Consider the following 25840-nt stretch of genomic DNA (forward strand, 5'->3'; position numbering starts at 1 on the left):
CTGCCGCCGGGCGGATCAGCGCGGCGCCGGCTCGAACTGCACGGCCGGCACCTCCAGGCGGTCGCCAAGCGTGGCGGCCAGCGCCGCCGCGGCGGCGGCGAACTGGGCCTGCATGTCGTCGACCAGACTCGACGCCCCGCGATGGCTGGCGCGCAGCATGTGGATCTCGAACGCCAGTTCCGGCTGCAGGTCGTGCAGCGCCACGTGCGCCGGGTTGGCGCTGAGCGCCGTGTACTGGTCCAGCAGCGTCAGGCCCAGCCCGGCATCGACCAGCGCCAGCGCCAGCGAGTAGGTCTGCACCTCCAGCGTCGACTGCGGCTCCAGCGCGTGGCGCGCCAGCGTCTGGCGAACCAGCAGCCCCAGCGAGCTGTCGTCGTCATAGCCGATGAACGGCCGCTCCAGAACCTTGCGGATGGCCACCGTGCCGCGCCGGCCGCCCGAGGGCAGCGGCCGGGTGCGCGGCACGGCCAGCAGCATCCGGCCGGCGGCCACCGGCGCGCTGGTGATTGCCTCGTGGCGCGGCGGCGAGAACGCGAATCCGACGTTGATCTGGTTGGCCAGCAGCGCCGCCATGATCTCGTTGGTGTGGTGCGTCAGCACCTGCACCTGCGTCTCGGGATGGCGCGCGCAGAAGCGGCGTACCGCGGGCACCAGCAGCGGGTTGGCCAGGCTGGGCGTGGCGGCCACGCGCAGCCGTCCCGCGCCCTTGTGGCGCAGGCTTTCGGACACGCGCCGCACGCGCTCGATCTCGCCATATAGCCTTTCGACATCGCCATAGAGCGCCTGCGCCTCGGGCGTGGGCTGCAGCCTGCCGCGCTGGCGGTCGAACAGGCGGAAGCCGAGCGACGCCTCGGCGTGCTGCAGCACGCGCGTCACCACCGGCTGGGAGACGTGGAGCAGGCGGGCGGCCTCGCTGACGGTGCCGGTCAGCATGACGGCACGGAAAACCTCGATCTGGCGCAGGCGCATCGTTGTGGTGCGGAAGGGGGCGGGGAGGGGGAGAAAAAATGGTGCTCTGCACTACGGGTAGACCCGGGTGGCGGCGCCCATAGCCTGGGGACATATTCTGGCACGTATTGGCATTGGGCAAGCCGCGTCCGGTGCTCTACGCTCTGGCCCATCGTCGAAACGGGAAGGCAAGGCAAGTCAGATGCGGGTAGCGATCGTGGGCGCCGGCGTGGTCGGCATGACCACCGCGTGGCGGTTGGCCAACGACGGCCATGAGGTGACGGTGGTGGAGCGTCACGACGGCCCGGGGGAGGAAACCAGTTTCGCCAACGGCGGGCAGCTCAGCTACAGCTACGTGGCGCCGCTGGCCGGGCCGGGCGTGCTGTCGAAGGTGCCGGGCTGGCTGCTGGACCGCGACTCGCCGATGCGCTTCCGCCCGTCGATGGACGCCGGGCAGTGGCGCTGGCTGATGGCGTTCATGCTGGCGTGCAATGCCACGACGAGCGAAGCCACCACGCGCAAGCTGCTGCGGCTGGCGTTTTATTCGCGGGACCTGATGCAGGCTTTCGTGAACCGCCCCGAGGCGCGCGAGGAGGGCGGCGGCTTTGATTTCGCGCGGCGCGGCAAGCTCGTGGTGCACCGCGACGCGGCGGCCTACGACTCGGCATGCCGCTTGCTGGACTACCAGGCGAGCCTGGGCTGCGAGCAGCAGGCGCTGGACCGCGACGCGACGGTGGCGCTGGAGCCGGCGCTGGCCGGCATCCGCGACGACATCGCCGGCGCGATCTACACGCCAAGCGAGGAAGTGGGCGATTGCCATCGCTTCTGCGTGTCGCTGGCCCACCTGTTGGAAGGCAACCGGGCCGTGACGCTGCAGTTCGGCACGCGGGTGACGGCGCTGAGGCGGCAGGGCGAGCGCGTGACCGGCCTGCGCACCGACCAGGGCGACATCCCGGCCGACGTGGTGATCGTCTCCGGCGGCATCGGCAGCGTGCCGTTGCTGCGGCCCGCCGGCATCCGGCCGATGCTGTGGCCGCTCAAGGGCTACAGCATCACGGTGCCGATTGCCGACGGGGCGCGGGCGCCGCACATCAGCGTGACGGACTTCGCGAACAAGATCGTCTACGCCCGCATCGGCAACACGCTGCGCGTGGCGGGCATGGCCGACATCGTGCGCGGCGGGGCCGTGGTGGACCGCGAGCGCGCCCAGACGCTGGTCACGCAGACGCGGGCAGTGTTCGGCAACGTGACGAACGGCGCCGGCCTGGACGCCCTGCAGCCCTGGGCCGGCCTGCGCCCCGCCACGCCGACCGGGCTGCCGATGATCGGCCCGTCGCGGCTGCCGGGGCTCTGGCTGAACCTGGGCCACGGCGCGCTGGGGTTCACGCTGGCCATGGGCAGCGCGGGCCTGCTGGCCGACCGGCTGGCGGGCCGCACGCCGGCCATCGGGACGGAAGATTTCAGTGCAGTGTCGGCCTGACCGGGCCGGCGCAACACGGGTTGTGCTGGAAGTGCTGGAAGTGCGCAGTACGTTGGGTAGTGAGATTGCCTCGATATCGATAGCTATTAAACCAAGCCCCTTGAAGGAGCGAACCATGAAGTCACTGTCTGTCCGTTCAACCCCCCTCCATCGCCTGGCCGCCGCCGTCCTGCTGGCTGGCGCGGCCGCCGGCGCCCACGCCGCCGATGGCGACACGCTCAAGAAGATCAAGGACAGCGGCGTGATTTCGCTGGGCTACCGCGAATCGTCGATCCCGTTCTCGTACTCGGACGGCAACCAGGTCATGGGCTATTCCCACGACTACCTGCTGGCCATCGTCGACAAGGTGAAGTCGACGCTGAACATGCCGAACCTGCAGGTCAAGATGACGCCGATCACGTCGCAGAACCGCATCCCGCTGATGCAGAACGGCACGCTCGACATCGAGTGCGGCAGCACCACCAACAACACCGAGCGCCAGAAGCAGGTGGCCTTCTCCAACAGCCTGTTCATCTACGGCATCCGCATGCTGACCAAGAAGGACTCGGGCGTGACGGACTTCCCGCAGCTCAAGGGCAAGAACGTGGTCACCACGGCCGGCACCACCGGCGAGCGCCTGCTGGTGAAGATGAACGGCGAGGGCTGGAACATGAATCTGACCAGCGCCAAGGACCATGGCCAGGCGTTCCTGATCCTGGAATCGGGCCGCGCCGCCGCGTTCGTGATGGACGAGCCGCTGCTGTACGGCGAGCGCACCAAGGCCAAGAACGCCGGCGACTGGGTGGTGGCGGGCACGCCGCTGCAGACCGAGAACTACGCCTGCATGTTCCGCAAGGACGATCCGTCGTTCAAGCAACTCGTGGACGGCGTGGTGGCCGACATCCAGAAGAGCGGCCGGGCCGAGAAGCTGTATACCAAGTGGTTCCTGCAGCCGATTCCGCCGCGCAATATCAACATGAACTACGCGCTGTCGCCGGAAATGAAGCAACTGTTCGCCGAGCCGAACGACAAGGCGTTCCAGTAAGCCGCTGTCCCTGACGCCGCGGCCGTCCTCCGCCTGCCAGCGGGCGGCGGCTGCAGTGCAGAACCAGTTATATAACCATATCCAATCGTTATTTCGCCCTCGATAGTATTTGCGGTACCTTTGAGCCCGTTATAGGCTCCTAGAGCCGCCGGCATTCCCTCAAAAGGGGCACCGGCAACGCCACCGCATCCCACTGGAGAAGATATGCGAACGATTCGATCGGGTTGGTTCAAGTCCCTGCTGGCTACCGCACTGGTGGCCGGCGCCACCGGCATGGCCGCCACGGCCGCCCATGCCGCTGACCTGCTGGACACCGTCAAGCAGGCCGGCGTGCTCAAGGTCGGGCTCGAAGGAACCTACCCGCCGTTCGGCTATCGCGGCGCCGACAACGAGCTGGACGGCTTTGACGTCGACGTGGCCCGCGCCGTGGCCGGCAAGCTCGGCGTGAAGCCCGAGTTCGTGACCACCGAATGGAGCGCGATCATCGCCGGGCTGCAGGCCGGCAAGTTCGACATCATCGTCAACCAGGTGTCGGTCACCCCGCAGCGCAAGCAGGTGCTGGACTTCTCGACGCCGTACGTCTACTCGGCCGCCCAGCTTATCCAGCGCAAGGACGACAAGCGCGAATTCGCGTCGCTGGACGCGCTGAAGGGCCACAAGCTCGGCGTCAGCCTGGGCAGCAACTACAACGACCTCGCCAAGTCGGTGCCCGGCATCGACGTCAAGACCTACCCGGGTGCCCCCGAGTACCTGCGCGACCTGGCCGCCCAGCGCGTGGACGCGGCGCTGAACGACCGCCTGATGGTCAACTACCTGATCAAGCAGGCCAACCTGCCGCTGCGTCCGGGCGCGGTGTTGCCGGGCGCCAACAGCGAGGTCGCCATCCCGTTCCGCAAGGACAACCCCAAGTTCGCCGCCGCGATCGACAAGGCGCTGGACGACCTGCGCCGCGATGGCACGCTGGCCAAGCTGTCGAACAAGTGGTTCGGCTCGGACGTGACCAAGCCGGCCAAGTAACCGGCCCAAGCGCGTCCGGCGCCTCTGGGGCGTCTGCCGCGTCGTTTCCTCCCTGGCCAGGGGCGCCGGACCGTCGTCCGGCCGCTTCTGGCCCGATGGCCGGGCGCGTCCCGGCCAATGTTTTTCCCGCAGCCTGCCCATCACCCCCTTCCTGCGCCCGTCCCCGCGCTATCCCCACGCCGCCGCCCGCGCTCCCGATCACGTATGATCGCGGCATTCCACGCCCAGTCGAATTCGAACCGCCCCATGTCCGCGCTCCAACTCGTCATCGATTCGCTGCCCGTCTTGCTGCAGGGCACGCTGCTCACGCTGAAGTTTGCCGTGCTGTCGATGGCGTTCGGTCTCCCGATCGGTATGGTGGTCGCGCTGATGGGCATTGGCCATCAGAGGATTCTGAAAGGGATTGCCTGGGTGTACGTCAGCATCATGCGTGGCACGCCGCTGCTGGTGCAGATCTTCGTCGTCTACTACGGGCTGCCGGGCATCGGCATCGCGCTGGAGCCCACGCCGGCCGGCGTGCTGACGCTGAGCCTCAACGTGGGGGCGTATCTGTCGGAAAGCATGCGCGGCGCCATCCTGGGCGTGGCGCGCGGCCAGTGGCTGGCCGCCTACAGCCTGGGGATGACGCCCGTGCAGACGCTGCGCCTCGTGGTGGGCCCGCAGGCGCTGCGGCTGGCGGTGCCGAGCCTGTCGAACAGCCTGATCAGCCTGATCAAGGACACGTCGCTGGTGTCGGTGATCACGGTGACGGAACTGCTGCGGACCTCGCAGGAAATCATCGCCGCGACCTACCAGCCGCTGCCGCTGTACCTGGCGGCCGCCGCGATCTACTGGATCCTGAGCACGGCGCTATCGGCCGTGCAGCACGTGATGGAGCGGCGCCTGTCGCTGCCGTCGCGTCACTGAGCGGGCTGGGGCGCGGGCGGCGGCTTGGGCGCCTCGACGTTGAGCGGGCGGCCCGTTTCGAGCAGCGTCTTGAGCCCGGCCAGGATCAGCGGCCAGCCGTTGCGGCCGCCTTGCAGGATCTGCGCGTCCACGGGCTCCTGATGCAGCTCGCTGACCGTCAGCCGCACCGCCTCGTCGCCCAGCGCGTCGACCTGCCAGGTGACCACGACCTCGGGTAGCTGGCGGAACGCCTCCAGCCATTCCACGCGCCACGTCACCGACAGCCGGTAGGGCGGCTCGGCGGCCAGCACCACGCCCTGCGAATCCACCTTGCCGTCCTCCATCCGCAGCACGAACGGGCTGCCCGGCTGCCAGTCCGATTCCACGCGGCGCCCAAAGAAGTAGCGCACGCTCTGGGCCGGGTCGGTCAGCGCCTGCCAGACCTGTTCCGGCGTGGCGGCGATATAGGTGACGACGATGGTCTGCGGGGTGGTCATGGAGGCGTCTCCCTGCGTGGAAGGTGGCGCCTATTATGCGCTTGGCGGGGGGGTGTGGGGGAGGGGGTGATACCGGGGGATGCGGGGTTTGGCGCGCGATTTGGTGCGCTGGCGCGCTTCCCGGGCCCCTCTCCCGCGGGCGGGAGAGGGGCGCAAACCAGAGGTAGCGAACGTCCTCAGGCCTGCGACGTTTCCGCGATGCGCCGGGCGATGTGGTCCAGCGCGTCTTCCACCTGGTCGATCAGGATCAGGCACAGGTCGCCGGGCTGCAGGCGGGACAGGGCCGTGTCGATGGCCAGGTACTCGCCGCGGATTTCCTCGGTGTGGCGGGTGCGTTGCGCGCCAACCAGCCCCTCGCGCAGCAGCGCCAGCACTTCGCCGTCCTCACGGCCGCGCTGGCACTGGTCCTGGTACAGCACGACCTCGTCGAACACGCCGCCCAGGATCTGCGTCTGCTTGCGGATGTCCTCGTCGCGGCGGTCGCCGGCGCCGCTGATCACCACCACGCGCTTGTTCGAGCGCATGGTCTGCACGGCGTTGCACAGCGCCTGGATCGCGTCGGGGTTGTGGCCGTAGTCGGCAATCAGCGTGGCGCCCTTGTAGTCGAACACGTTGAAGCGGCCCGGCGCCGTGGCGGCGTCGCTCGCGAACGTGGCCAGCGCGCGGCGGATCACGTTCCAGTCGATGCCCAGCGCCCAGGCGGCGGCGATCGACGACATCGCGTTTTCCACCTGGAAGCCGATCGAGCCATTGCGCGTGAGCGGAATGTCGGCCAGCGCAAACCGCACGCTGGTCTCGCCTTCGGTGGCCACGATCTCGGCGCCTTCCACGAACACCACGCGCTTGCCCTGGGCGCGGTGCAGCGCCATCGTCGGCAGGCCGGCGTCATGGGCGAAGAACGTGACTGACCCCGGGCAGGCGTCGGCCATGCGGGCGACCATCGGGTCGGCGGCGTTCAGCACGGCCATGCCGTGCGGCGCCACGTTCTGGACGATCACGCTCTTCAGCACGGCCAGGTCTTCGACGGTGCTGATGAACGACAGGCCCAGGTGGTCGCCTTCGCCCACGTTGGTCACCACGGCCACGTCGCAGCGGTCGAAGGCCAGGCCCTCGCGCAGCAGGCCGCCACGGGCCGTCTCGAACACGGCGGCGTCCACGTCGGGATGCAGCAGCACGTTGCGGGCGCTGCGCGGGCCGCTGCAGTCGCCGGTGTCGATGCGCTGGCCCTGGATGTACACGCCGTCGGTGCCGGTCATGCCCATGCGCAGGCCGTTGGAGGCCAGGATATGGGTGATCAGCCGCACGGTCGTGGTCTTGCCGTTGGTGCCCGAGACGGCCACCACGGGGATGCGGCCATCGTCGCCGTCGGCAAACATGGTCGAGATGATGGCCTCGCCCACGGCGCGGCCCTTGCCGTACGACGGCTGCAGGTGCATGCGCAGCCCCGGCGCGGCGTTCACCTCGACGATGCCGCCGGCCTGTTCCTCGAACGGCTTGAGCATCGTCTCGCACACGGCGTCCACGCCGCAGATGTCCAGCCCCACCATCTGGGCCGCCGCCACGGCGCGCGCGGCGATGTCCGGGTGGACGTCGTCGGTCACGTCGGTGGCGCTGCCGCCCGTCGACAGGTTGGCGTTGTTCCGCAGCACCACGCGCACGCCCTTGGCCGGCACGGCGTCGGCGGACAGGCCCTGCTTGGCCAGCGTGGCCAGCGCGATGTCGTCGAAGCGGATCTTGGTCAGCGACGTGGCATGGCCCTCGCCCCGGCGCGGGTCGCGGTTCACTTCCTCCACGAGCTGGCGCACCGTGTGCGTGCCATCGCCAATCACCTGCGGCGGGTCGCGGCGGGCCGCGGCCACCAGGTGCTTGCCGACGACCAGCAGCCGGAAGTCGTGGCCGGGGATGTAGCGCTCGACCAGCACGTCCGACGAGATGTCGGCCGCCACTTCATAGGCCGTCATCACTTCCTCTCGGGTGCGGATGCGCACCGCCACGCCCTTGCCCTGGTTGCCGTCGCGCGGCTTGACCACCACCGGGCCGTTGATTTCCTGCGCGGCGGCCCAGGCTTCCTCTGCGCTGGTCACCGACCGGCCCAGTGGCACCGGCACGCCGGCCGCGTGCAGCAGGCTCTTGGTCAGTTCCTTGTCCTGCGCGATCGATTCCGAGACCGCGCTGGTCATGTCGGTCTCGGCGGCCTGGATGCGGCGCTGCTTGCTGCCCCAGCCAAACTGGACCATCGAGCCCTGCGTCAGGCGCCGGTACGGGATGCCGCGCGCCACGGCGGCGTAGACGATAGAGCCGGTGCTGGGGCCCAGGCGCACGTCCTCGTCCAGCTCGCGCAGGCGGTGCAGCGCATCGTCCAGGTCGAACGGCTTGTCGTCGCGCGCGGCCAGGCAAAGCTGCTCGGCCAGCTCAAAGGCCAGCCGGCCCACTTCTTCCTCGCTGTACTGCACCACCACCTGGTAGGTGCCCGGTTCCAGCGTCGGCGCGGCGTGGCTGAACGTTACCGGGCAGCCGGCTGCGGCCTGCAGGCCCAGCGCGGCGGCTTCCAGCGCGTGGGCCATCGAGGGCGAGCCGGCTTCGTCGTCGGGGCGCATCGGCGGAATGGCCGGAAAGCGCGCCCGCAGGCGATCCTCGAAGCCGGGCAGTTCGGCCAGCAGGTGCGATTGGTCCGAACAGGCCACGATGGCTTCGATGGCGGTATGCCGGCACCAGAGATTCGGGCCACGCAGAGCCCGGATACGAGAGACTTCCATAGAATCGTTTGTCCGTTGTTCTTCGGGCCGGGATCAGGCGCGGCGTCCGCTGCGGCCCATCCACTGGTGCACCTGCTCGACGGTGGACTCCGGGGAGCCCTCGTCGCACTGCAGGACCAGCAGGTCGCCCGCCACAAGCTGCGACAGCGCGGCTTCCACCGCGGCGCGGCGCGCGCCTTCGTCGATGATCTTGGTCACGCGGCGGCCCTCGTAGAGGCCCTTCTTGACCAGCGCGCGGGCCTCGGCGTCGGGCAGGTCGCGGCGCACGCTGTGGTCCTCGCACAGGAACACGCGATCGAACGACTTGCCGATGACCTTGCCCTGCTGCACCAGGTCTTCGTCGCGGCGCTGCACGCCGGCGCCGAACACCAGCATGCGGCGCTCGGCCGGAAAGCGGTCCAGTGCGGCGGCCAGCGCTTCCAGCGCGGGGGCGTTGTGGGCGTCGTCGACGATCACCATGGCGCCCTGGCGCTCGAACATCGTGAAGCGGCCCGGCACGTCCACCTGGCCCACGTCGAACGTGACGATGCCGGCGCGGATGAGGTCGTTGGAGATGCCGAGCGCCCAGCCCGTGGCCACGGCGGCCAGCACGTTGTCGATCTGGAACGCGACGCGGCCGGCGTAGGTCAGCGGAATGGCCGACACGTCGGTCAGCGCGGTCTCGCTGCCGCCGGTGGCCATGACCACCTTGCCTTCGCGCACGAACACGGCGCGCTTGCCGGCGGCGCGATGGGCGACGATGGCGGGCAGGTCGGCGGACAGGCCGAAGAAGATCACGTCGCCATCGCACAGCTCGGCCATCTCGACCAGGCGCGCGTCGGCGGCGTTCAGCACGGCGGCGCCGGTCTTCAGCACCACGTCCACCTGGGTACGCAGCACGCTGTACATGCGGTCCGCGTCCTCGACGTAGTAGTCGCCCAGGTGGTCGGGCTGGCCGAAGTTGGTCACCACGCCCACCTGGCAGCGGTCGTAGGGCAGGCCCTGCGACAGGATCATGCCGCTGTCGTTCTCGAACACCGCGGCTTCCACCGCGCGGTTCATCAGGATGCGGTGGCCGGCTTCCCAGCTCGCGCGCTCGCCCAGGTCGCCTTTCTCCACCTGGCGGCGGTCCAGGAACAGGCCGTCGCTGCAGGCCAGGCCGGTGTGCTTGCCCGATAGCTGCAGCAGCCGCGCCACGAGCTTGGCCACCACGGTCTTGCCGTTGGTGCCGGTGATGCCCACCACGGGGATGCGGCCGTCATCGTCCACGCCGTTGCGCGACGGGAACAGGTGGTCGACGATGGCGCGGCCCACGGGGCGCGGCTCGCCGTCGGCGGGCTTGATGTGCATCAGCAGGCCGGGGCCGGCGTTGACCTCGACGATGGCGCCGCGCTGGTCGGCCAGCGGGCGCGAGATGTCCTCGGCCACCAGGTCCACGCCGGCGATGTCCAGCCCGACGATGCGGGCGGCCAGCGCCGCATGCGCGGCCACGCTGGGGTGCACGCGGTCGGTCACGTCGAACGCCACGTTGCCGTTGCGCTGGATCAGCACGGTGCGGCCCTCGGGCGGCACGGCGCTGCCATCGGCATAGCCCTGGCGCTTCAGTTCCAGCCGCGCGGCCGAATCCAGCCGCACGCGGTTCAGCGGGTGGTCCTCGGTGCTGCCACGGCGCGGATCGGAGTTGATCTGCGATTCGATCAGCTCGTCGATGGTCTGGCGGCCGTCACCCACGACCGACGCGGTCTCGCCCATCGCGCAGGCGACCATGCGGCCGCCGACGATCAGCAGGCGGTGCTCGTTGCCGGGCACGAAGCGCTCGACGATCACGCCGTTGCCTTCCTCGATGGCCACGCCGTAGGCGGTTTCCACTTCCTCGCGCGTCATCAGGTTCGTGAACACGCCGCGGCCGTGGTTGCCGTCGTAGGGCTTGACCACCACGGGCACGCCGATGCTTTCGGCGGCGTCCCAGGCGTCCTCGGGGCTTTCGACCATGCGGCCTTCCGGCACCGGCACGCCGCACGATTCCAGCAGCGTTTTGGTCAGGTCCTTGTCGCGCGAGATCGATTCGGCGATGGCGCTCGTGCGGTCGGTCTCGGCCGTCCAGATGCGGCGCTGGCGCGCGCCGTAGCCAAGCTGCACCAGGTTGCCGTCGGACAGCCGGATCGACGGGATGTCGCGGTCGTCGGCGGCGTCGACGATGCAGGCCGTGCTGGGGCCCAGGCAGTGTTCGTCGACCAGGCGGCGCAGGTGGTCCACGGCCGCGGGGACGTCGAACGGCCGGTCCTCGATGGCGGCCATGACCAGGTCGCGCGCGGTGAACAGCGCCGCGCGCGTGACCTCTTCATGCCAGGCGCGCACGATGACCTTGTAGACGCCGCGTACCGGGGTCTCGCGCGCCTTGCCAAACCCGCCGGGCATGCCGGCCAGGTTCTGCAGTTCGAGCGTGACGTGTTCCAGGATGTGGCCCGGCCAGGTGCCTTCCTTCAGCCGCATCAGGAAGCCGCCGCGCACGCCAGGGCTGCAGCGGTGCTCGATCAGCGTGGGCAGCCAGGCCGACAGGCGTTCGTAGAAACCGGGAATCTTGTTGGACGGAAAGTCCTCCAGTTCGCCGATGTCGACCCATGCCTCCAGCACCGGCCGATATGTCCACATATTCGGGCCGCGCAGCGACATGACATCGAAAATCTCAATGTCCTTCTTTTTCATTGCATTTGCTTGAGGCAGTGGGCGAGTGCCCGAGAAATGGAAGCCTAACCTTTCAATAACGTTACTGTAGCCTCAGGGTTGACCCTCGGTTATCCCTTTTGAGACTGGTAACGCATTGTGCAGCGCACCAAGACGCCCGCTTGTTTGCGTTATGTATACTTGCGGGCAAAATTGCGGGCCGCCAGCCTGGCTGACCGCTTAAATTGTTTCAAGTTATGTCCGTATTTGATCCATTTTTGGGCCTGCGGACGCGCTTTTATCGCTTTTTGCGCCAACAATGACCCAGTCCTCCCCGTCTGCTTCCACCCACCCCGGCCCGCATGGTCCCTGGGCTGCCGAACTCGGCGCCGGCCTGCTGCCCGGGGAAACCGTCCTGGCCGGGCTGATGCTGGACCTGGACGCAAGGCTGCATTTTACCCAAGGGTGGCTGGTTGTGACGGATCGTCGTCTGATCTCTCGCGCCCCGGGTGAAAAAGACCTGCGAAGCTGGGAAATCGGCCCCGGCCTGACCCTGACCCATGGCGACCACGCCGGCGTGGGCACGCTGGAGCTGGCCGACGGCCCGATCCGGCTGGCAAGCTGGCGCTACACGCTTGGTTACAATCCCGACGCATTGCGGCTGGCCGACCAGTTCGACGCGCGCCGCGACACGCTCGCCACGGGCCATGCCGCCGTGCCCGATGCCGATGTCTGTCCCACCTGCAAGGCGCCGATTCCGCCGGGCGAGGAACAGTGCCCGCAATGCAGCCGCGAGCTGGAGACCCCGCCGTCGACGTGGGCGCTGCTGCGGCTGTGGCGCTTTGCCCGGCCGTACCGCTGGCAACTGGCCGGCGGCTTCATGCTGCTGTTGCTGGGCACGGCCGCCACGCTGGTGCCGCCGTACCTGACCATGCCGCTGATGGACAAGGTTCTGATTCCTTATCAGAACGGCCTGCCGATCGACTACGACCTCGTCAAGCTGTACCTGGCCGGCCTGCTCGGCGCCTCGCTGGTGGCCTGGGCGCTGGGCTGGGCCCGCACCTACCTGCTGGCGCGCGTGTCCGAGCGCATCAGCGCCGACCTGCGCACCACCACCTACGAGCACCTGCTGAAGCTGTCGCTCGAATACTTCGGCGGCAAGCGCACGGGCGACCTGATGGCGCGGATCGGCTCCGAGAGCGACCGCATCAGCGTGTTCCTGTCGTTGCACCTGCTCGATTTCGCCACCGACGTGCTGATGATCGCGATGACATCCATCATCCTGATCTCCATCAACCCGTGGCTGGCGCTGGTCACGCTGGTGCCGCTGCCGTTCATCGCGTGGATGATCCACCTGGTGCGCGACCGCCTGCGCCACGGCTTCGAGAAGATCGACCGCATCTGGTCCGAAATCACCAACGTGCTGGCCGACACCATCCCGGGCATCCGCGTGGTCAAGGCGTTCGCGCAGGAAAAGCGTGAGGTCGTGCGGTTCCGCGAGGCCAATCGCCACAATCTGGCCATCAACGACCGTGTCAACGCGGTGTGGTCGCTGTTCACGCCCACCGTCACGCTGCTGACCGAGGTGGGCCTGCTGGTGGTGTGGATCTTCGGTATCTGGCAGGTCAGCCACAATGCGATCACGGTGGGCGTGCTGGTGGCATTCCTGACCTATATCAGCCGCTTCTACACGCGGCTGGACTCGATGAGCCGCATCGTGTCGGTCACGCAGAAGGCGGCGGCCGGCGCCAAGCGGATCTTCGACATCCTCGACCATGTGTCCAGCGTGCCCGAGCCGCAGAAGCCCGTGCATCTGGAGAATGTACGAGGCGCCATCGAGATGCGCGACCTTGGCTTCCGCTATGGCAACCGCGCCGTGATTCGCGGCCTGGACCTGACGATCGCGCCCGGCGAGATGATCGGGCTGGTGGGCCACAGCGGATCGGGCAAGAGCACACTGGTCAACCTGATCTGCCGCTTCTACGACGTTTCCGAGGGGGCGATCCGGGTGGACGGCGTTGATATCCGCTCGCTGCCGGTGTCCGAGTTCCGTCGCAATATCGGGCTGGTGCTGCAGGAGCCGTTCCTGTTCTTCGGCACCATCGCGGACAACATCGCCTACGGCAAGCCGGACGCCACGCGCGAGGAAATCATCGCGGCGGCCCGCGCGGCGCATGCCCACGAATTCATCCTGCGGCTGCCGCATGGCTATGACTCGCTGGTCGGCGAACGCGGCCAGGCGCTGTCCGGCGGCGAGCGCCAGCGCATCTCGATCGCCCGGGCGCTGCTGATCGACCCGCGCATCCTGATCATGGACGAGGCGACGTCGTCGGTGGACACCACCACGGAGAAGGAAATCCAGAAGGCGCTGGACAACCTCGTGCAGGGCCGCACCACGATTGCCATCGCGCACCGGCTGTCGACGCTGCGCAAGGCCGACCGGCTGGTGGTGATGGACCGCGGCCAGATCGTCGAAGTGGGCAGCCACGACGAACTGCTGGCGCGCGAAGGCGCCTACTACAAGCTGTATCAGGCGCAGGCGCGCAACGTCGACGCGGAAGCGGACGAGCCCGGCACGGGCGAGCGCGCCGAGACGGCGGAGCCGGTCAGTGCCCAGTAATCGATCATTTGAGCAAACGGCTATGCAGACGCCCGATTTCACCCTGACTCGCAACCGCCTCGGCAAGCTGGTGCTGACCACGGCCGATGGCACGCCGTACGAGGGCGTGGTGCCCGTGCGCGCCTTCCCGATCTCGGCGGCCGACGACGGCGTCGGCATGATGAGCACCGACGGCCACGAACTGGCCTGGATTCCCCGGCTCGCCGCCTTGCCGGGCCCGACGCGCCAGCTGATCGAGGAAGAACTGGCATCGCGCGAGTTCATGCCCGAGATTCAGAAGATTCTGGGCGTGTCGACCTATGCGACGCCGAGCACGTGGACCGTGCAGACGGACCGCGGCCAGACCGATCTCGTGCTGCGCGGCGAGGAGGACATCCGCCGGCTGACCGGTACCTGCCTGCTGATCTCGGACAGCCACGGTATCCACTACCTGATCCGCGACCAGCTTGCGCTAGACAAGCCCAGCCGCAAGATCCTGGACCGGTTTCTCTGACCGCCGGTCGGACGACCGCATCAGCCAGGGCAGCCTGGCCAACGAAAACGGCACGCCTGGGCGTGCCGTTTTTCCTGGTGCGTGCGTGGCGGGGCGGTCAGTGCAGGACGGACGGGGCGTCGTCGTCGTCCTCGCCGTCCCAGTCCTCGTACTCGATCGACGATTCGGGCGCCATGTCCCAGACCATCGAATGGAAGCGGATGGTGAACCATTCGCGGAACATGTCGAGCGTCAGGGTCTCGGGCCACACCGAGTCGTCGAACCACTCGCCGAGCATGAATTCGAAGAAGTACTGCCAGCGCTTCTCGACCCAGCGCAGGGCGTTCTCGGACGTGTCGGCCACCTCGTCGGGCAGCAGGAAGACGCTGGCATCGTCCCGCACGTCGTCGAGCGTCAGCGTCGGCACGGGTTCGGGATCCACGGCCTGGATCCAGTCCAGGAACGGCTGCTCGGGCAGCAGCATGACCATGGACCGGTTGACGGTGAAGCGGGGGTGTTCGGACATGAAGGCGGGAAGGTGAGAACGACGGGCCTATTGTAGCGCCCAGTCACCAGCACGCCGCGATGGATTCGGATTGTCATCGGATTGACCACCCGCATGGCACCGGACGGTTTCAGAAAAATCCGATTCCTCGCGCATGGGCGAGCGGTTCAAATCGCGCGGCCGTCTTCTGCACGGCATCCCGACCCGCAGAACCAAGGAAAACACCATGCAATTCAACAGAGCCGTATTGGCGGGGCTGGCGACAGCCGCCGCGATGGCCACGCCGCTGACCGCATTCGCGCACGGCACGATGGAACTCCCGGCCAGCCGCGTGCTGACCTGCTACAGCGAAGGCGCCGAACAGCCCAAGTCCGGCGCCTGCCAGGCCGCCCGGGCCGTGGGCGGCGCGCAGCAGTTCTACGACTGGAACGGCGTCCGGCAGGGCAGCGCCGCCGGCAACCACAAGGCATTCGTCGCCGATGGCGAGCTGTGCTCGGGCGGATCGGCCAGCTTCCGCGGGCTGGACCTCGCCCGGCTGGACTGGCCGCAGACGTCCATCGTCCCGACGGCGTCCGGCGACTACACGTTCGTCTGGCGCGCCACGGCCCGCCACGCCACCCAGTACTTCAAGTACTACATCACCCGCGACGACTGGGACCCGGGCGTGCCGCTGCGCTGGCAGGATCTTGAGGAATTTGCGACGGTCACCGGCGCGCAGGCCACCGAGGAGGGCGGCCGCTACCGGATGAACGTGCAGCTCCCCAAGGGCAAGAAAGGCAGCCACGTGATCTACAGCATCTGGCAGCGTAGCGACAGCCCGGAAGCGTTCTACGCCTGTGCCGACGTGCGGTTCCCGGGCGACGGCCTGCCGGTGCGCGAGATCGGCTGGGAAGACCAAGGCCCGCTGGCCGCGATGGGCGACCTCGTGGCCGGTACCAAGTTGACGTTCCGCGCGCTTGACAGCGCCGGCCGCGACGCTGGCAAGCATGTGCTCACCATCACCGCAAGCAACGCCCGGGCACGCACCTGGGCCTATCAGCTGGCCCAGAAGGTGAACGCGGAGTCGCAGATCTTCCGCATCGGCGAACTGCAGGCGCGCAACGGGGTCTCGAACATCGTGCCGCTGCAGTCGGCCACGGCGAACCGCGTGTACCTGGGCAAGTCCTACCCGGGTTACCGTTTCGAGATCGACAAGGAAGCGCCCAGCGCCAGCGGCCGGTCCGGCGGTGGCGGACAGGCGGCCACGGGCCAGGTCGACGGCCGCGCGCTGGACACATGGCGCGAAGGCCCGACCTATGAAATCGGTCAGGCCGTGACCTATCAGGGCCGGCGCTACGTCTGCCTGCAACGCCATACGGCGTGGCGCGGTGCAGGATGGAGCCCTGCCGTGACGCCGGCATTGTGGCGTGTGATTCGCTAAGTGTTGTTTTTTCGCCGGAAGCTGCAGGGATCGGTTCCGATTTCTACAGTTTTCGGCGAAAAATGCCGTCATTGTTCAGACACGGGGTCAGGAGCCGTCTGATGAGCTTTACCTTTCTCCCGCCCGGCGATGCGTTCATGCCGACCATGACGGAACGCTTTGCCGAAGCGGACAAAATCGAAGATCGCGCCGCGCGCTGGACCGCGCAGGCGGAAATCGCCCTCGATACGGGCGACATGTACCTGGTGGGCCTGGTGCTGTTCAAGGCAATCCAGGAATACGGCGTGGATGCGTTCGCCACCCACTCGGGCGAACCGCACGCGCGCCTGCAGCGGTTGTGGATGCCGGGCATGATCGGCTCGGTCGACAACGCGCGGCACCTGTACGGCCACCTGGGCGTGAGCCTGCCGGTGGACCGCTACTACGCCGCCCGGCTGCAGAGCATGCCGATGGACGGCGCGGCGGTGCACTGACCGGCGCCGCCGGCCGCGCATCGAGCAAAGAAAAACGGGCCGCAAGGGCCCGTTTGTTCATGGCCCCGGACGTGCGGCATGTCCGGGGTAGGTGTGTTTGGTGGAGCCGGCGGGAATCGAACCCGCGTCCGCAAGCCCTCCACAGAGAGTTCTACATACTTAGTTCTGTCATTTGATTTAACCGCACCATCGCGGACGAACACGCTCTGTTACGGCGAGTCACTTGGTTTTCGTCCCCGCAGTCGTGACACCGACGGGGCTTATCTGACGTAAATGACCTCGCTGGTTCTTGCGAACCCTAGCCCGTCAGCGAGCCAGTGCGAGGACGGCGGCCCTTAGGCTGCCAGTGCGTAACGTTCGTCGTTAGCAGTTATTGCATTCCCATTGATTAACGAGGTGACGGGTCCTCGGTATGCCCTCCACTGCTTTGCAACCCACGTCGAAACCAGGTCGGCCCCAAGTGCGTAGTCAAACGCGAAAGAAAACGGATTGTACCCGGTTTCGACGCCGCTGGCGCGCCGGGGTTCCCTAACCTGAACTGGGGGCTCAGGCCAGCAATGCAAGCAGTTCCGAGGGGTGATGGATCAGGTAGTCGGCGCCCCAGGTATCGGGCGGGTCGGCGTCGCCGCAGTAGCCGTAGGCCGCCGATACCGTGGCCATGCCGGCGGCCTTGCCGGCCTGGATGTCGCGCAGGTCGTCGCCGACGTACAGGCAGCGCCCGGGCGCCACGCCGCTCAGTTCGGCCGCATGGAGCAGCGGCGCAGGGTGGGGCTTGGCGTGCGGCGTGGTGTCGCCGCTGACCACCGCGGCGGCGCGCGGCGCCAGGCCGATGGCCGCGACCAGCGGCACCGTGAACCGGGCGATCTTGTTCGTGACGATGCCCCACGGCACGCCGGCCGCTTCCAGCTTCGCCAGCACGTCGTCCATGCCGTCGAACAGCCGCGTATGCACGGCGATATCGGCCTCGTAGTAGTTCAGGAACGTATCGCGCAGGGCCGGGAATTCGGGGTCCTCGGGCCGCTTGCCGAACGCCGCGCCAATCAGCCCGCGGGCGCCATGCGATGCCACGGGGCGCAGCTTCTCGTAGGCAACCGGCGCCATGCCGTGCTCGACGACGAGCCGGTTGGCGGCTGCTGCCAGGTCGGGGGCCGTGTCGGCCAGCGTGCCATCGAGGTCAAAGAAAACCGCGTCGAACTTCGCCATCGTCAAGCCACCTTCCGGAACGCCATCATGTAGTTGACGTCGGTGTCGCGGCTCAGCGAATAGATCTGCGTCAATGGGTTGTAGGTCATGCCGCGCATCTCGACCAGGTCCAGCCGTGCGTTGCGGGCAAAGCGGGCCATTTCGGAAGGCGTGATGAACTTGTCGTAGTCATGCGTGCCGCGCGGCAGCATGTTGAGCATGTATTCCGCGCCGACGATGGCCAGCAGGTACGCCTTCAGGTTGCGGTTGATCGTCGAGAAGAACACGTAGCCGCCGGGTTTGACCAGCGTCGTGCAGGCGCGGACGATCGACTGCGGGTCCGGCACGTGCTCGAGCATTTCCATGCAGGTCACCACGTCCACACTGGCCGGCGCGCGCGCGGCCAGGTCTTCCACGGCGATTTCCTCGTAGCTGACGGCCACGCCCGATTCCAGGCTGTGCAGGTCGGCCACCTTCAGCGCCTTGGTGGACAGGTCGATGCCTCGCACCGTCGCGCCCAGGCGCGCCATGCTTTCGGACAGGATGCCGCCGCCGCAGCCGACGTCAATCACCTGCTTGCCGGCCAGCCTTGCGATGCCGTCGATCCAGCCCAGCCGCAGCGGGTTCAGGTCGTGTAGCGGCTTGAATTCGCTGTTCGGGTCCCACCAGCGGTGCGCCAGTTCGCTGAACTTGTCGATCTCTTTGGGATCGGCGTTGCGGCCCGTAGGGGCGGGAGAGGTCAGGGAGGTGGAAAGCGACATCGTATGCGCCGGTCTTCGCGGCGGGTCGTATGAGAAGGCTGCGGCAACTGTACCAAAAAAACCGGCCCGCGCCGAATGCGGCCGGCCGCCCGGCGGCTGGCGACGGGCGAAAAAAAAGCCCAGCTTGCGCTGGGCTTTTCTGCATCGGAGAGGATCCGATTAACGTGCGCTGCGGGTGCCGACCACTTCGACTTCCACGCGGCGGTTCGGCTGCTGGCAGGCGATCTGCGCGGTGCGGTTGCCCTTGCACGACTTCGGATCGACCTTCAGCTGGCGCTTGCCCTTGCCTTCGGTGTACACACGGTTGGCTTCGACGCCCTTGCTCACCAGGTAAGCCTTGACCGATTCAGCACGACGGATCGACAGGCGATCGTTGTACTTGTCCGAACCGAACGAGTCGGTGTGGCCAACGGCGATGATGACTTCCAGCGTGATGCCTTGCAGCTTCGAGACCAGGTCGTCCAGCTTGGCCTTGCCTTCGGGCTTCAGAACAGCCTTGTCGAAGTCGAACAGGGTGTCAGCTGCGAAAGTGACCTTCTCGCTCGAGACAACCGGCGGAGCAACCGGAGTCGGTGCCGGAGCCGGTGCAGCGGCCGGAGCCAGTGCGCCATCGCACAGGGCGTTTGCCGTTGCCGGGGTCCAGGAGCTGTCGCGCCAGCAGAGCTCGTTCGTGCCATTCTTCCACACGTACTCGCTCGTACCGTTGCCCCAGTTATCGTTCACGGCCTTCTTTTCGTAGGGGACGGACTGGGCTTGAGCGGATGCAGCCATTACTGCGGTAGCTGCAACGAGCGCGAGCTTGGCAAATTTTTTCATATTTCTCCTCTCAGGATGAGATCACCGCAGGGTTACTGCGAGCAAATGGACGAAAACAAGTCATACATTCTTCGGAGTATAACATTCTCGATGTGGTGGATGCTCCACTTCGAACAATGTCTGGCTCTTCGCTGGGGAATTGTGCCACAAGGCTCGTTTCCTAAGAAGTAAATATATTCGATTCAACCACGTGGTTTTGGGCCTGTGGTGTTTGTGCAACATCGCTCTTGCGGTGCCTGCAAACCCTTGTCCTGTATGGGTTGCAGGGCGTCGGGGGGTGGCGCGCCGCGCGTCGGGCGGGCCCCGCAGGGGGCGGTTCGGACGGGGGCGGAGAGGGGTTCCGCGCGTGTTAGAATGCCATGTTCGCCCGTCGCCGGCAGGGGCCTTCCCGCGCCGCCGGATGCCGGGCTATTTGCTTAAACCCGCCGCATAAACCACGCCGCAATGGATCAATTCGCCAAAGAAACTCTTCCGGTCTCGCTGGAAGAGGAAATGCGCCGTTCATACCTCGATTACGCGATGAGCGTGATCGTGGGGCGCGCGCTGCCCGATGTCCGGGACGGCCTGAAGCCGGTGCACCGGCGCGTGCTCTTTGCGATGCATGAGCTGAACAACGACTGGAACCGGGCCTACAAGAAATCGGCCCGTATCGTCGGTGATGTGATTGGTAAGTACCACCCGCACGGCGATACGGCCGTGTACGACACCATCGTCCGCATGGCGCAGAACTTCTCGCTGCGTTATATGCTGGTCGACGGCCAGGGTAACTTCGGCTCGGTGGACGGGGATAACGCCGCGGCGATGCGTTATACCGAAATCCGCCTGGCGAAGATCGCCCATGAAATGCTTCACGATATCGACAAGGAAACTGTCGATTTCGAACCGAACTATGACGGTTCGGAGAAAGAGCCGGGTATTTTGCCGGCGCGTATTCCGAATTTGCTGATCAATGGTTCGTCGGGTATTGCCGTGGGTATGGCCACGAATATCCCGCCGCATAACCTCAATGAAGTCGTCGACGCCTGCCTGCATCTGCTTGGTAATCCCGAGGCGACGGTCGATGAGCTGATCGAACTGGTGCCGGCGCCCGATTTTCCGACCGCCGGCATTATCTATGGCATCCAGGGTGTGCGTGAGGGCTACCGCACCGGCCGCGGCCGGGTGGTCATGCGCGCGCGCACGCACTTCGAGGATATCGACCGCGGCCAGCGCCAGGCGATCATCGTCGACGAACTGCCGTACCAGGTGAACAAGCGGACGCTGCTGGAGCGGATCGCGGAGCTGGTCACCGAGAAGAAGATCGAGGGCATCTCGGACATCCGCGACGAATCTGACAAGTCAGGCATGCGCGTGGTGATCGAGCTGAAGCGCAACGAGGTGCCCGAGGTTGTGCTGAACAACCTATATAAGAACACCCAGCTGCAGGACACGTTCGGCATGAACATGGTGGCGCTGGTCGACGGCCAGCCGCGCCTGCTGAACCTGAAGCAGATGCTGGACGCCTTCCTGTCGCATCGCCGCGAAGTGGTGACGCGCCGCACGGTGTTCGAACTGCGCAAGGCCCGCGAGCGCGGCCACGTGCTGGAAGGCCTGGCCGTGGCGCTGGCCAACATCGACGAGTTCATCGCGATCATCAAGGCCGCGCCGACGCCGCCGCTGGCCAAGCAGGAACTGATGGCCAAGCCGTGGGATTCGGGCCTGGTCCGCGAGATGCTGTCGCGTGCCGAAAGCGACACCGCGGGCGGCCGTGCGTCTTACCGTCCCGATGGCCTGCCGGCCGTGTTCGGCATGCAGCCGGATGGCCTGTACCGGCTGTCGGACGGGCAGGCGCAGGAAATCCTGCAAATGCGACTCCAGCGCCTCACGGGGCTGGAGCAGGACAAGATCGTGCAGGAGTACCGCGAGGTCATGGGTCTGATCGCGGACCTGCTGGACATCCTGGCGCGCCCGGAGCGCATCACGACGATCATCACCGAGGAACTGGGCGCTATCCGCGCCGAGTTTGGCGACGCCCGCCGCTCGCAGATCGAACTGAACGCCACCGAGCTCGACATGGAGGACCTGATCACCCCGCAGGACATGGTGGTCACGCTGTCCCACTCGGGCTACATGAAGAGCCAGCCGATTTCCGAGTACCGCGCGCAGAAGCGTGGCGGCCGCGGCAAGCTGGCCACGGCGACCAAGGAAGACGACTGGATCGACACGCTGTTCGTGGCCAACACCCACGACTACATCCTGTGCTTCTCGAACCGCGGCCGGCTGTACTGGCTGAAGGTCTACGAGGTGCCGCAGGGCTCGCGCAACTCGCGCGGCCGCCCGATCGTCAACATGTTCCCGCTGGCCGACGGCGAGAAGATCAATGTGATCCTGCCGGTGCGCCAGTTCGACGCCGAGCATTTCGTGTTCATGGCCACCGCGCGCGGCACGGTCAAGAAGACGGTGCTGACCGATTTCTCGAACCCGCGCAAGGCCGGCATCATCGCCGTGGACCTGGACGAGGGCGACTTCCTGATCGGTGCCGCCATCACCGACGGCCAGCATGACGTGATGCTGTTCTCGGACGCCGGCAAGGCCGTGCGGTTCGACGAGAACGACGTGCGTCCGATGGGCCGTCAGGCCCGCGGCGTGCGCGGCATGAACCTCGACGAAGGGCAGGCCGTCATCGCCATGCTCGTGGCGCCGGCAGAGACTGCCGATGCTGAAACTGCCGAAGGCGTGCCGGCCATCGGCAGCGTGCTGACCGCCACCGAGAATGGCTACGGCAAGCGCACGCCGATCTCGGAATACACTCGACATGGCCGCGGCACCAAGGGCATGATTGCGATCCAGACGAGCGAGCGCAACGGCCGCGTGGTGGCCGCCGCCCTGGTGTCGCCCGAGGACGAGATCATGCTGATCACCACGGGCGGCGTGCTGATCCGCACCCGCGTGGCGGAAATCCGCGAGATGGGCCGCGCCACCCAGGGCGTGACGCTGATCAACGTGGACGAAGGCACCAAGCTGTCGGGGCTGCAGCGCATCGTCGAGAGCGATGCCGACAGCAACGGCAACGGCGAGGACGACGAGCTGGCCCAGGACGCCGCGAGTGACGCCGCCACGGGCAGCGATACCGGCGCGGGCGCCACCGACGCGGACGCCAATTCGTAAATTGTTGCAACAACGGGACGACGGCCGGAACTCGCCAGACGGCCGTTCGGACTAAACCGGACGTATTTACCAGGGAGTCATAATGCTCAAAACCTATCGACGTATCGCTGTTCTGGCTGCTTTCGCTCCGATGATGATGCTGGCGCAAGGTGCGCACGCTCAGGAAGACAAGGACAAGACCGCGGCCATCAAGGAACTGCTGTCCGTCATGCAGGCCGACCAGGCCGTCAAGGGTCAGGCCGAGAACTGGCAGCAGGGCGCCAAGCAGGAAGCGCCGCTGGTGCTGGAGCAGGTCCTGGTCGAGAACAAGACGATGGACGACAAGAAGAAGCAGGCCGCCGTCGAGAAGCTCAAGAAGAACGGCGCCGTGCAGCGCATGGTGGACGGCGCGGGCACCGCGTTCAACACCGACGGCTTCCGCCAGGATGCCATCAAGGCGCACTACGATGCCTTCGGCAAGTACTACACGACGCAGGAAATCAAGGACCTGACCACGTTCCTGAAGTCGCCGACGGGCCAGAAGTTCATGCAGAACCAGGGCAAGGCCACCCAGGAAATCTGGGGCTCGATGATGCAGAAGTACGGTCCGCAGGTTGGCAAGTCGATGCGCGACGCCGCCGAGAAGGAAATCGCCGCCGCCGCGAAGTGATCGACGGCTGGCCTCTCCGGGCCCTGGCACGGAGAGGCCGACCCGCCCGGGTCCGCGCCGGACGCCCTGGTGTCCAAGGGGCGCGGGTTTTGGGCGATAATGGCTGCCTGGTGCAATCCGGCAGCCATTTTTCTTTTCCCCCTCCATGAACGATCCCCAGAATCCCGCCCTCGACGGCCTGCAACGATCGCTGGCCGAGCGCGTCTTCAATTTCTCGCCGGGCCCGGCCGCGCTGCCGACCGAAGTCCTGCAGCAGGCCGCCGCGGAAATGCTGTCGTGGCGGGGCACCGGGGTGTCGGTGATGGAGATGAGCCACCGCAGCAAGGAATTCGAAAGCATCCACCAGCAGGCGCTGGCGGACCTGCGCGAACTGCTGCACGTGCCGAAGAATTTCCGCATCCTGTTTTTGCAGGGCGGCGCCATCGGCGAGAACGGCATCGTGCCGCTGAACCTGGCGAATCGTGTCGATGCGTCGCGGCCGAAGACCGATTTCGTGGTCACCGGCACGTGGTCGGTCAAGACCGAGCAGGAAGCGCGCCGCTATGGCGAAGTCAACATCGCCGCGTCCAGCAAGGACCAGAAGTGGCACAAGATTCCCGATGCCAGCACCTGGAAGCTGTCCGACGACGCGGCCTACGTGCACCTGTGCACGAACGAAACCATCGTCGGCGTGGAGTTCCAGGAGATCCCGGACATCGGCCAGACCGGCACCCATGACAAGGGCCGCATCGTCGTGGCCGACGCGTCGAGCCACATCCTGTCGCGCCCGATCGACTGGTCGCGCGTGCAGGTGGTCTACGGCGGCGCGCAGAAGAACATCGGTCCGGCCGGCGTGACGATCGTCATCGTGCGCGAAGACCTGATCGGCTTTGCCCACCCGCTCTGCCCGTCGGCGTTCAACTGGCGCCTGGTGGACGAGCACGACTCGATGTACAACACCCCGCCCACCTACGCGATCTACGTGGCGGGGCTGGTGTTCCAGTGGCTCAAGGCCCAGGGCGGCGTGGCCGCGATCGAGCAGCGCAACATCGCCAAGGCGCGCGCGCTGTACGACTTCCTGGACCAGAGCGACTTCTACCGCAACGAAATCGATCCCGGCAGCCGCTCGCGCATGAACGTACCGTTCTTCCTGCGCGACGAATCGCGCAACGAAGCGTTCCTGACCCAGGCGCGCGCGAACGGCCTGGTACAGCTCAAGGGCCACAAGTCCGTGGGCGGCATGCGCGCCAGCATCTACAACGCGATGCCACTCGAAGGTGTGACCGCGCTGATTGAATTCATGCGCGAATTCGAGCGCACCGCCGCCTGACGGCGGTGCTTTCTGCCGGGCGCGCGCCACGCGGGTCCGGCAACAGCCCAGACTTTCCGAGGCCGTGCCACGCGCGGCCCATAGGCCTATGACAGAGCAAGACAAGTCCGGCGCGCAGGCCCCGGACACCGACAACGCCGCCCCGAGCCCGCAGGAGCAGGCCCTCTCGGCAGACCTGGCGCCGCTGCGCGACCAGATCGACGCCGTGGACCGCGAACTGCTGGCGCTGCTGAACCGCCGCGCCCAGCTTGCGCTGGACGTGGGCGAGGTCAAGAAGAAGTACGGCGCGCCGGTGTTCCGCCCCGAGCGCGAGCTGCAGGTGATCCGCAAGGTGCAGGGCGCCAACCCGGGCCCGCTGCTGGGCGAGAGCGTCGCGTCGATCTGGCGCGAGGTGATGTCGGCCTGCCGCGGCCTGGAGAAGCCGCTGGAGATCGCGTTCCTGGGCCCGGCCGGCACGTTTTCCGAGCAGGCGCTGTATGCCCACTTCGGGCATGAAGTCCACGGGGTGCCGGTGCCGAGCATCGACGAGGTCTTCCGCGCCGTGGAAGCCGGCACGGTCGAATATGGCGTGGTGCCCGTGGAGAATTCCACCGAGGGCGCCGTGTCGCGCACGCTGGACCTGTTCCTGCAGACGTCGCTGAAGATCAGCGGCGAGATTGCGCTGAAGGTGCATCACAACCTGATGGCGTCGTCGCCGGACATGCAGGGCGTGACCGTGGTGCGCGCCCATGCGCAGGCGCTGGCGCAGTGCCAGCACTGGCTCACGGCCAACTACCCGCACCTGGAGCGCCAGGCGGTGTCCAGCAACGCCGAAGCGGCGCGCATGGCGAGCCTGGACCCCACCGTGGCCGCCATCGCTGGCGAGACCGCCGCCAACCGCTACCACCTGCACATCGTCCGCGCCAATATCCAGGACGATCCGCACAACCGCACGCGCTTTGCCGTGATCGGCCGCTACGAGACGGAGCCGTCGGGCAGCGACCAGACGTCGATGATCCTGTCGGTGCCGAACAAGGCCGGCGCGGTCTACCAGTTGCTGGCGCCGCTGGCCGAGAACGGCGTGTCGATGTGCCGCTTCGAGTCGCGCCCGGCCCGCAGCGGTGCCTGGGAGTACTACTTCTACGTCGACGTGGAGGGCCACCAGCACGAGCCGGCCGTGGCGCGCGCGATCCAGACGCTGCGCGCCAATGCCGCGTACCTGAAGGTGCTCGGGTCCTACCCGTCCAGCAAGTAAGC

The 25840-nt window shown here is 67.0% G+C and carries 20 protein-coding genes and 1 other RNA gene; 12 read left to right on the forward strand and 9 right to left on the reverse strand.

Going from position 1 to position 25840, the window contains the following annotated elements:
• Nucleotides 1–15: 15 nt before the first annotated feature.
• On the reverse strand, nt 16–969 hold the full coding sequence (locus QTN24_RS05000; RefSeq protein WP_313835572.1) for a LysR substrate-binding domain-containing protein: 954 nt from the start codon (nt 967–969) through the stop codon (nt 16–18).
• Between the two features lie 181 nt (nt 970–1150).
• On the opposite strand from QTN24_RS05000, the gene QTN24_RS05005 reads away from it, so the two are divergent.
• The 4 genes from QTN24_RS05005 to QTN24_RS05020 all read left to right on the forward strand — a co-directional run bounded on the left by QTN24_RS05005 (nt 1151) and on the right by QTN24_RS05020 (nt 5375).
• Nucleotides 1151–2428 carry a D-amino acid dehydrogenase gene (locus tag QTN24_RS05005; protein WP_313835573.1) on the forward strand — a complete coding sequence of 426 codons (1278 nt, stop codon included), beginning with the start codon at nt 1151–1153 and terminating at the stop codon, nt 2426–2428.
• 115 nt (nt 2429–2543) lie between these two features.
• Nucleotides 2544–3452: a glutamate/aspartate ABC transporter substrate-binding protein gene (locus QTN24_RS05010; protein ID WP_313835574.1), complete on the forward strand. Its 909-nt coding sequence runs from the start codon at nt 2544–2546 to the stop codon at nt 3450–3452.
• A 204-nt stretch (nt 3453–3656) separates the two neighbouring features.
• The gene (locus QTN24_RS05015; RefSeq protein ID WP_313835576.1) at nt 3657–4469 is read left to right on the forward strand and encodes a transporter substrate-binding domain-containing protein; all 813 of its coding nucleotides are present in this window, start codon (nt 3657–3659) and stop codon (nt 4467–4469) included.
• Nucleotides 4470–4715: 246 nt separating this feature from the next.
• Nucleotides 4716–5375 carry an amino acid ABC transporter permease gene (locus tag QTN24_RS05020; RefSeq protein ID WP_124682208.1) on the forward strand — a complete coding sequence of 220 codons (660 nt, stop codon included), beginning with the start codon at nt 4716–4718 and terminating at the stop codon, nt 5373–5375.
• Here QTN24_RS05020 and QTN24_RS05025 read toward each other — a convergent pair.
• From QTN24_RS05025 to cphA (QTN24_RS05035), 3 genes are all read right to left on the reverse strand, one after another.
• The gene (locus QTN24_RS05025) at nt 5369–5851 is read right to left on the reverse strand and encodes an SRPBCC family protein (protein ID WP_124682207.1); all 483 of its coding nucleotides are present in this window, start codon (nt 5849–5851) and stop codon (nt 5369–5371) included. The two genes, QTN24_RS05020 and QTN24_RS05025, sit on opposite strands and share 7 nt — an antisense overlap.
• A gap of 176 nt (nt 5852–6027) precedes the next feature.
• The gene (gene cphA / locus QTN24_RS05030; RefSeq protein ID WP_313835578.1) at nt 6028–8607 is read right to left on the reverse strand and encodes a cyanophycin synthetase; all 2580 of its coding nucleotides are present in this window, start codon (nt 8605–8607) and stop codon (nt 6028–6030) included.
• 33 nt (nt 8608–8640) lie between these two features.
• Nucleotides 8641–11292, reverse strand: a complete 2652-nt coding sequence (gene cphA / locus QTN24_RS05035) for a cyanophycin synthetase (RefSeq protein ID WP_124682205.1) — start codon at nt 11290–11292, stop codon at nt 8641–8643.
• Between the two features lie 277 nt (nt 11293–11569).
• Between cphA (QTN24_RS05035) and QTN24_RS05040 the strand changes: the two genes are divergently transcribed.
• Nucleotides 11570–13870, forward strand: coding sequence for an ABC transporter ATP-binding protein (locus QTN24_RS05040; RefSeq protein WP_313835579.1), 2301 nt, complete (start codon nt 11570–11572; stop codon nt 13868–13870).
• A 22-nt stretch (nt 13871–13892) separates the two neighbouring features.
• The gene (locus tag QTN24_RS05045) at nt 13893–14363 is read left to right on the forward strand and encodes a DUF1854 domain-containing protein (RefSeq protein ID WP_313835581.1); all 471 of its coding nucleotides are present in this window, start codon (nt 13893–13895) and stop codon (nt 14361–14363) included.
• Nucleotides 14364–14460: 97 nt separating this feature from the next.
• On the opposite strand, the gene QTN24_RS05050 is transcribed toward QTN24_RS05045, so the two are convergent.
• Nucleotides 14461–14868 carry a hypothetical protein gene (locus tag QTN24_RS05050; RefSeq protein WP_124682202.1) on the reverse strand — a complete coding sequence of 136 codons (408 nt, stop codon included), beginning with the start codon at nt 14866–14868 and terminating at the stop codon, nt 14461–14463.
• 205 nt (nt 14869–15073) lie between these two features.
• Between QTN24_RS05050 and QTN24_RS05055 the strand changes: the two genes are divergently transcribed.
• Nucleotides 15074–16267, forward strand: a complete 1194-nt coding sequence (locus QTN24_RS05055) for a lytic polysaccharide monooxygenase (protein ID WP_313835582.1) — start codon at nt 15074–15076, stop codon at nt 16265–16267.
• A 101-nt stretch (nt 16268–16368) separates the two neighbouring features.
• The gene (locus tag QTN24_RS05060; protein ID WP_124682200.1) at nt 16369–16740 is read left to right on the forward strand and encodes a hypothetical protein; all 372 of its coding nucleotides are present in this window, start codon (nt 16369–16371) and stop codon (nt 16738–16740) included.
• Nucleotides 16741–16838: 98 nt separating this feature from the next.
• On the opposite strand, the gene ssrA is transcribed toward QTN24_RS05060, so the two are convergent.
• The 4 genes from ssrA to ompA form a co-directional block, all read right to left on the reverse strand.
• Nucleotides 16839–17198: a transfer-messenger RNA gene (ssrA, locus tag QTN24_RS05065) on the reverse strand.
• A gap of 88 nt (nt 17199–17286) precedes the next feature.
• Nucleotides 17287–17943: a phosphoglycolate phosphatase gene (gene gph, locus QTN24_RS05070; RefSeq protein WP_313835583.1), complete on the reverse strand. Its 657-nt coding sequence runs from the start codon at nt 17941–17943 to the stop codon at nt 17287–17289.
• Nucleotides 17944–17945: 2 nt separating this feature from the next.
• Nucleotides 17946–18683, reverse strand: coding sequence for a bifunctional 2-polyprenyl-6-hydroxyphenol methylase/3-demethylubiquinol 3-O-methyltransferase UbiG (ubiG, locus tag QTN24_RS05075; RefSeq protein WP_313835584.1), 738 nt, complete (start codon nt 18681–18683; stop codon nt 17946–17948).
• Between the two features lie 159 nt (nt 18684–18842).
• Entirely contained in the window at nt 18843–19499 is a 657-nt protein-coding gene (gene ompA / locus QTN24_RS05080) for an outer membrane protein OmpA (protein ID WP_066739225.1), read from the reverse strand.
• 444 nt (nt 19500–19943) lie between these two features.
• Here ompA and gyrA point away from each other — a divergent pair, with 444 nt between their 5' ends.
• The 4 genes from gyrA (at nt 19944) to pheA (ending at nt 25838) form a co-directional block, all read left to right on the forward strand.
• On the forward strand, nt 19944–22646 hold the full coding sequence (gyrA, locus tag QTN24_RS05085) for a DNA gyrase subunit A (protein ID WP_313835587.1): 2703 nt from the start codon (nt 19944–19946) through the stop codon (nt 22644–22646).
• Nucleotides 22647–22728: 82 nt separating this feature from the next.
• The gene (locus tag QTN24_RS05090) at nt 22729–23295 is read left to right on the forward strand and encodes a DUF2059 domain-containing protein (RefSeq protein ID WP_124682196.1); all 567 of its coding nucleotides are present in this window, start codon (nt 22729–22731) and stop codon (nt 23293–23295) included.
• 145 nt (nt 23296–23440) lie between these two features.
• Nucleotides 23441–24604 (forward strand): 3-phosphoserine/phosphohydroxythreonine transaminase, encoded by a 1164-nt coding sequence (serC, locus tag QTN24_RS05095; RefSeq protein ID WP_313835590.1) that lies wholly within the window; start codon nt 23441–23443, stop codon nt 24602–24604.
• Between the two features lie 88 nt (nt 24605–24692).
• Complete coding sequence (gene pheA / locus QTN24_RS05100) at nt 24693–25838, forward strand: prephenate dehydratase (RefSeq protein WP_124682194.1); 1146 nt, start codon at nt 24693–24695, stop codon at nt 25836–25838.
• The last annotated feature ends 2 nt before the right edge of the window (nt 25839–25840 follow it).

It is taken from the genome of Cupriavidus sp. SZY C1 (genome assembly GCF_032190535.1).
Taxonomy (GTDB): Bacteria; Pseudomonadota; Gammaproteobacteria; order Burkholderiales; family Burkholderiaceae; genus Cupriavidus; species Cupriavidus pauculus_C.

What these genes read in the sequence shown, in the direction of transcription:
- serC (WP_313835590.1), top strand. Translation starts at nt 23,441, where the DNA reads ATGAACGATCCCCAGAATCCCGCCCTCGACGGCCTGCAACGATCGCTG.
- QTN24_RS05010 (WP_313835574.1), top strand. Translation starts at nt 2,544, where the DNA reads ATGAAGTCACTGTCTGTCCGTTCAACCCCCCTCCATCGCCTGGCCGCC.
- ompA (WP_066739225.1), bottom strand. Translation starts at nt 19,499, where the DNA reads ATGAAAAAATTTGCCAAGCTCGCGCTCGTTGCAGCTACCGCAGTAATG.
- QTN24_RS05020 (WP_124682208.1), top strand. Translation starts at nt 4,716, where the DNA reads ATGTCCGCGCTCCAACTCGTCATCGATTCGCTGCCCGTCTTGCTGCAG.
- gph (WP_313835583.1), bottom strand. Translation starts at nt 17,943, where the DNA reads ATGGCGAAGTTCGACGCGGTTTTCTTTGACCTCGATGGCACGCTGGCC.
- QTN24_RS05015 (WP_313835576.1), top strand. Translation starts at nt 3,657, where the DNA reads ATGCGAACGATTCGATCGGGTTGGTTCAAGTCCCTGCTGGCTACCGCA.
- gyrA (WP_313835587.1), top strand. Translation starts at nt 19,944, where the DNA reads ATGGATCAATTCGCCAAAGAAACTCTTCCGGTCTCGCTGGAAGAGGAA.
- QTN24_RS05040 (WP_313835579.1), top strand. Translation starts at nt 11,570, where the DNA reads ATGACCCAGTCCTCCCCGTCTGCTTCCACCCACCCCGGCCCGCATGGT.
- cphA (WP_313835578.1), bottom strand. Translation starts at nt 8,607, where the DNA reads ATGGAAGTCTCTCGTATCCGGGCTCTGCGTGGCCCGAATCTCTGGTGC.
- QTN24_RS05045 (WP_313835581.1), top strand. Translation starts at nt 13,893, where the DNA reads ATGCAGACGCCCGATTTCACCCTGACTCGCAACCGCCTCGGCAAGCTG.
- QTN24_RS05055 (WP_313835582.1), top strand. Translation starts at nt 15,074, where the DNA reads ATGCAATTCAACAGAGCCGTATTGGCGGGGCTGGCGACAGCCGCCGCG.
- pheA (WP_124682194.1), top strand. Translation starts at nt 24,693, where the DNA reads ATGACAGAGCAAGACAAGTCCGGCGCGCAGGCCCCGGACACCGACAAC.
- QTN24_RS05025 (WP_124682207.1), bottom strand. Translation starts at nt 5,851, where the DNA reads ATGACCACCCCGCAGACCATCGTCGTCACCTATATCGCCGCCACGCCG.
- cphA (WP_124682205.1), bottom strand. Translation starts at nt 11,292, where the DNA reads ATGAAAAAGAAGGACATTGAGATTTTCGATGTCATGTCGCTGCGCGGC.
- QTN24_RS05050 (WP_124682202.1), bottom strand. Translation starts at nt 14,868, where the DNA reads ATGTCCGAACACCCCCGCTTCACCGTCAACCGGTCCATGGTCATGCTG.
- QTN24_RS05090 (WP_124682196.1), top strand. Translation starts at nt 22,729, where the DNA reads ATGCTCAAAACCTATCGACGTATCGCTGTTCTGGCTGCTTTCGCTCCG.
- ubiG (WP_313835584.1), bottom strand. Translation starts at nt 18,683, where the DNA reads ATGTCGCTTTCCACCTCCCTGACCTCTCCCGCCCCTACGGGCCGCAAC.
- QTN24_RS05005 (WP_313835573.1), top strand. Translation starts at nt 1,151, where the DNA reads ATGCGGGTAGCGATCGTGGGCGCCGGCGTGGTCGGCATGACCACCGCG.
- QTN24_RS05060 (WP_124682200.1), top strand. Translation starts at nt 16,369, where the DNA reads ATGAGCTTTACCTTTCTCCCGCCCGGCGATGCGTTCATGCCGACCATG.
- QTN24_RS05000 (WP_313835572.1), bottom strand. Translation starts at nt 969, where the DNA reads ATGCGCCTGCGCCAGATCGAGGTTTTCCGTGCCGTCATGCTGACCGGC.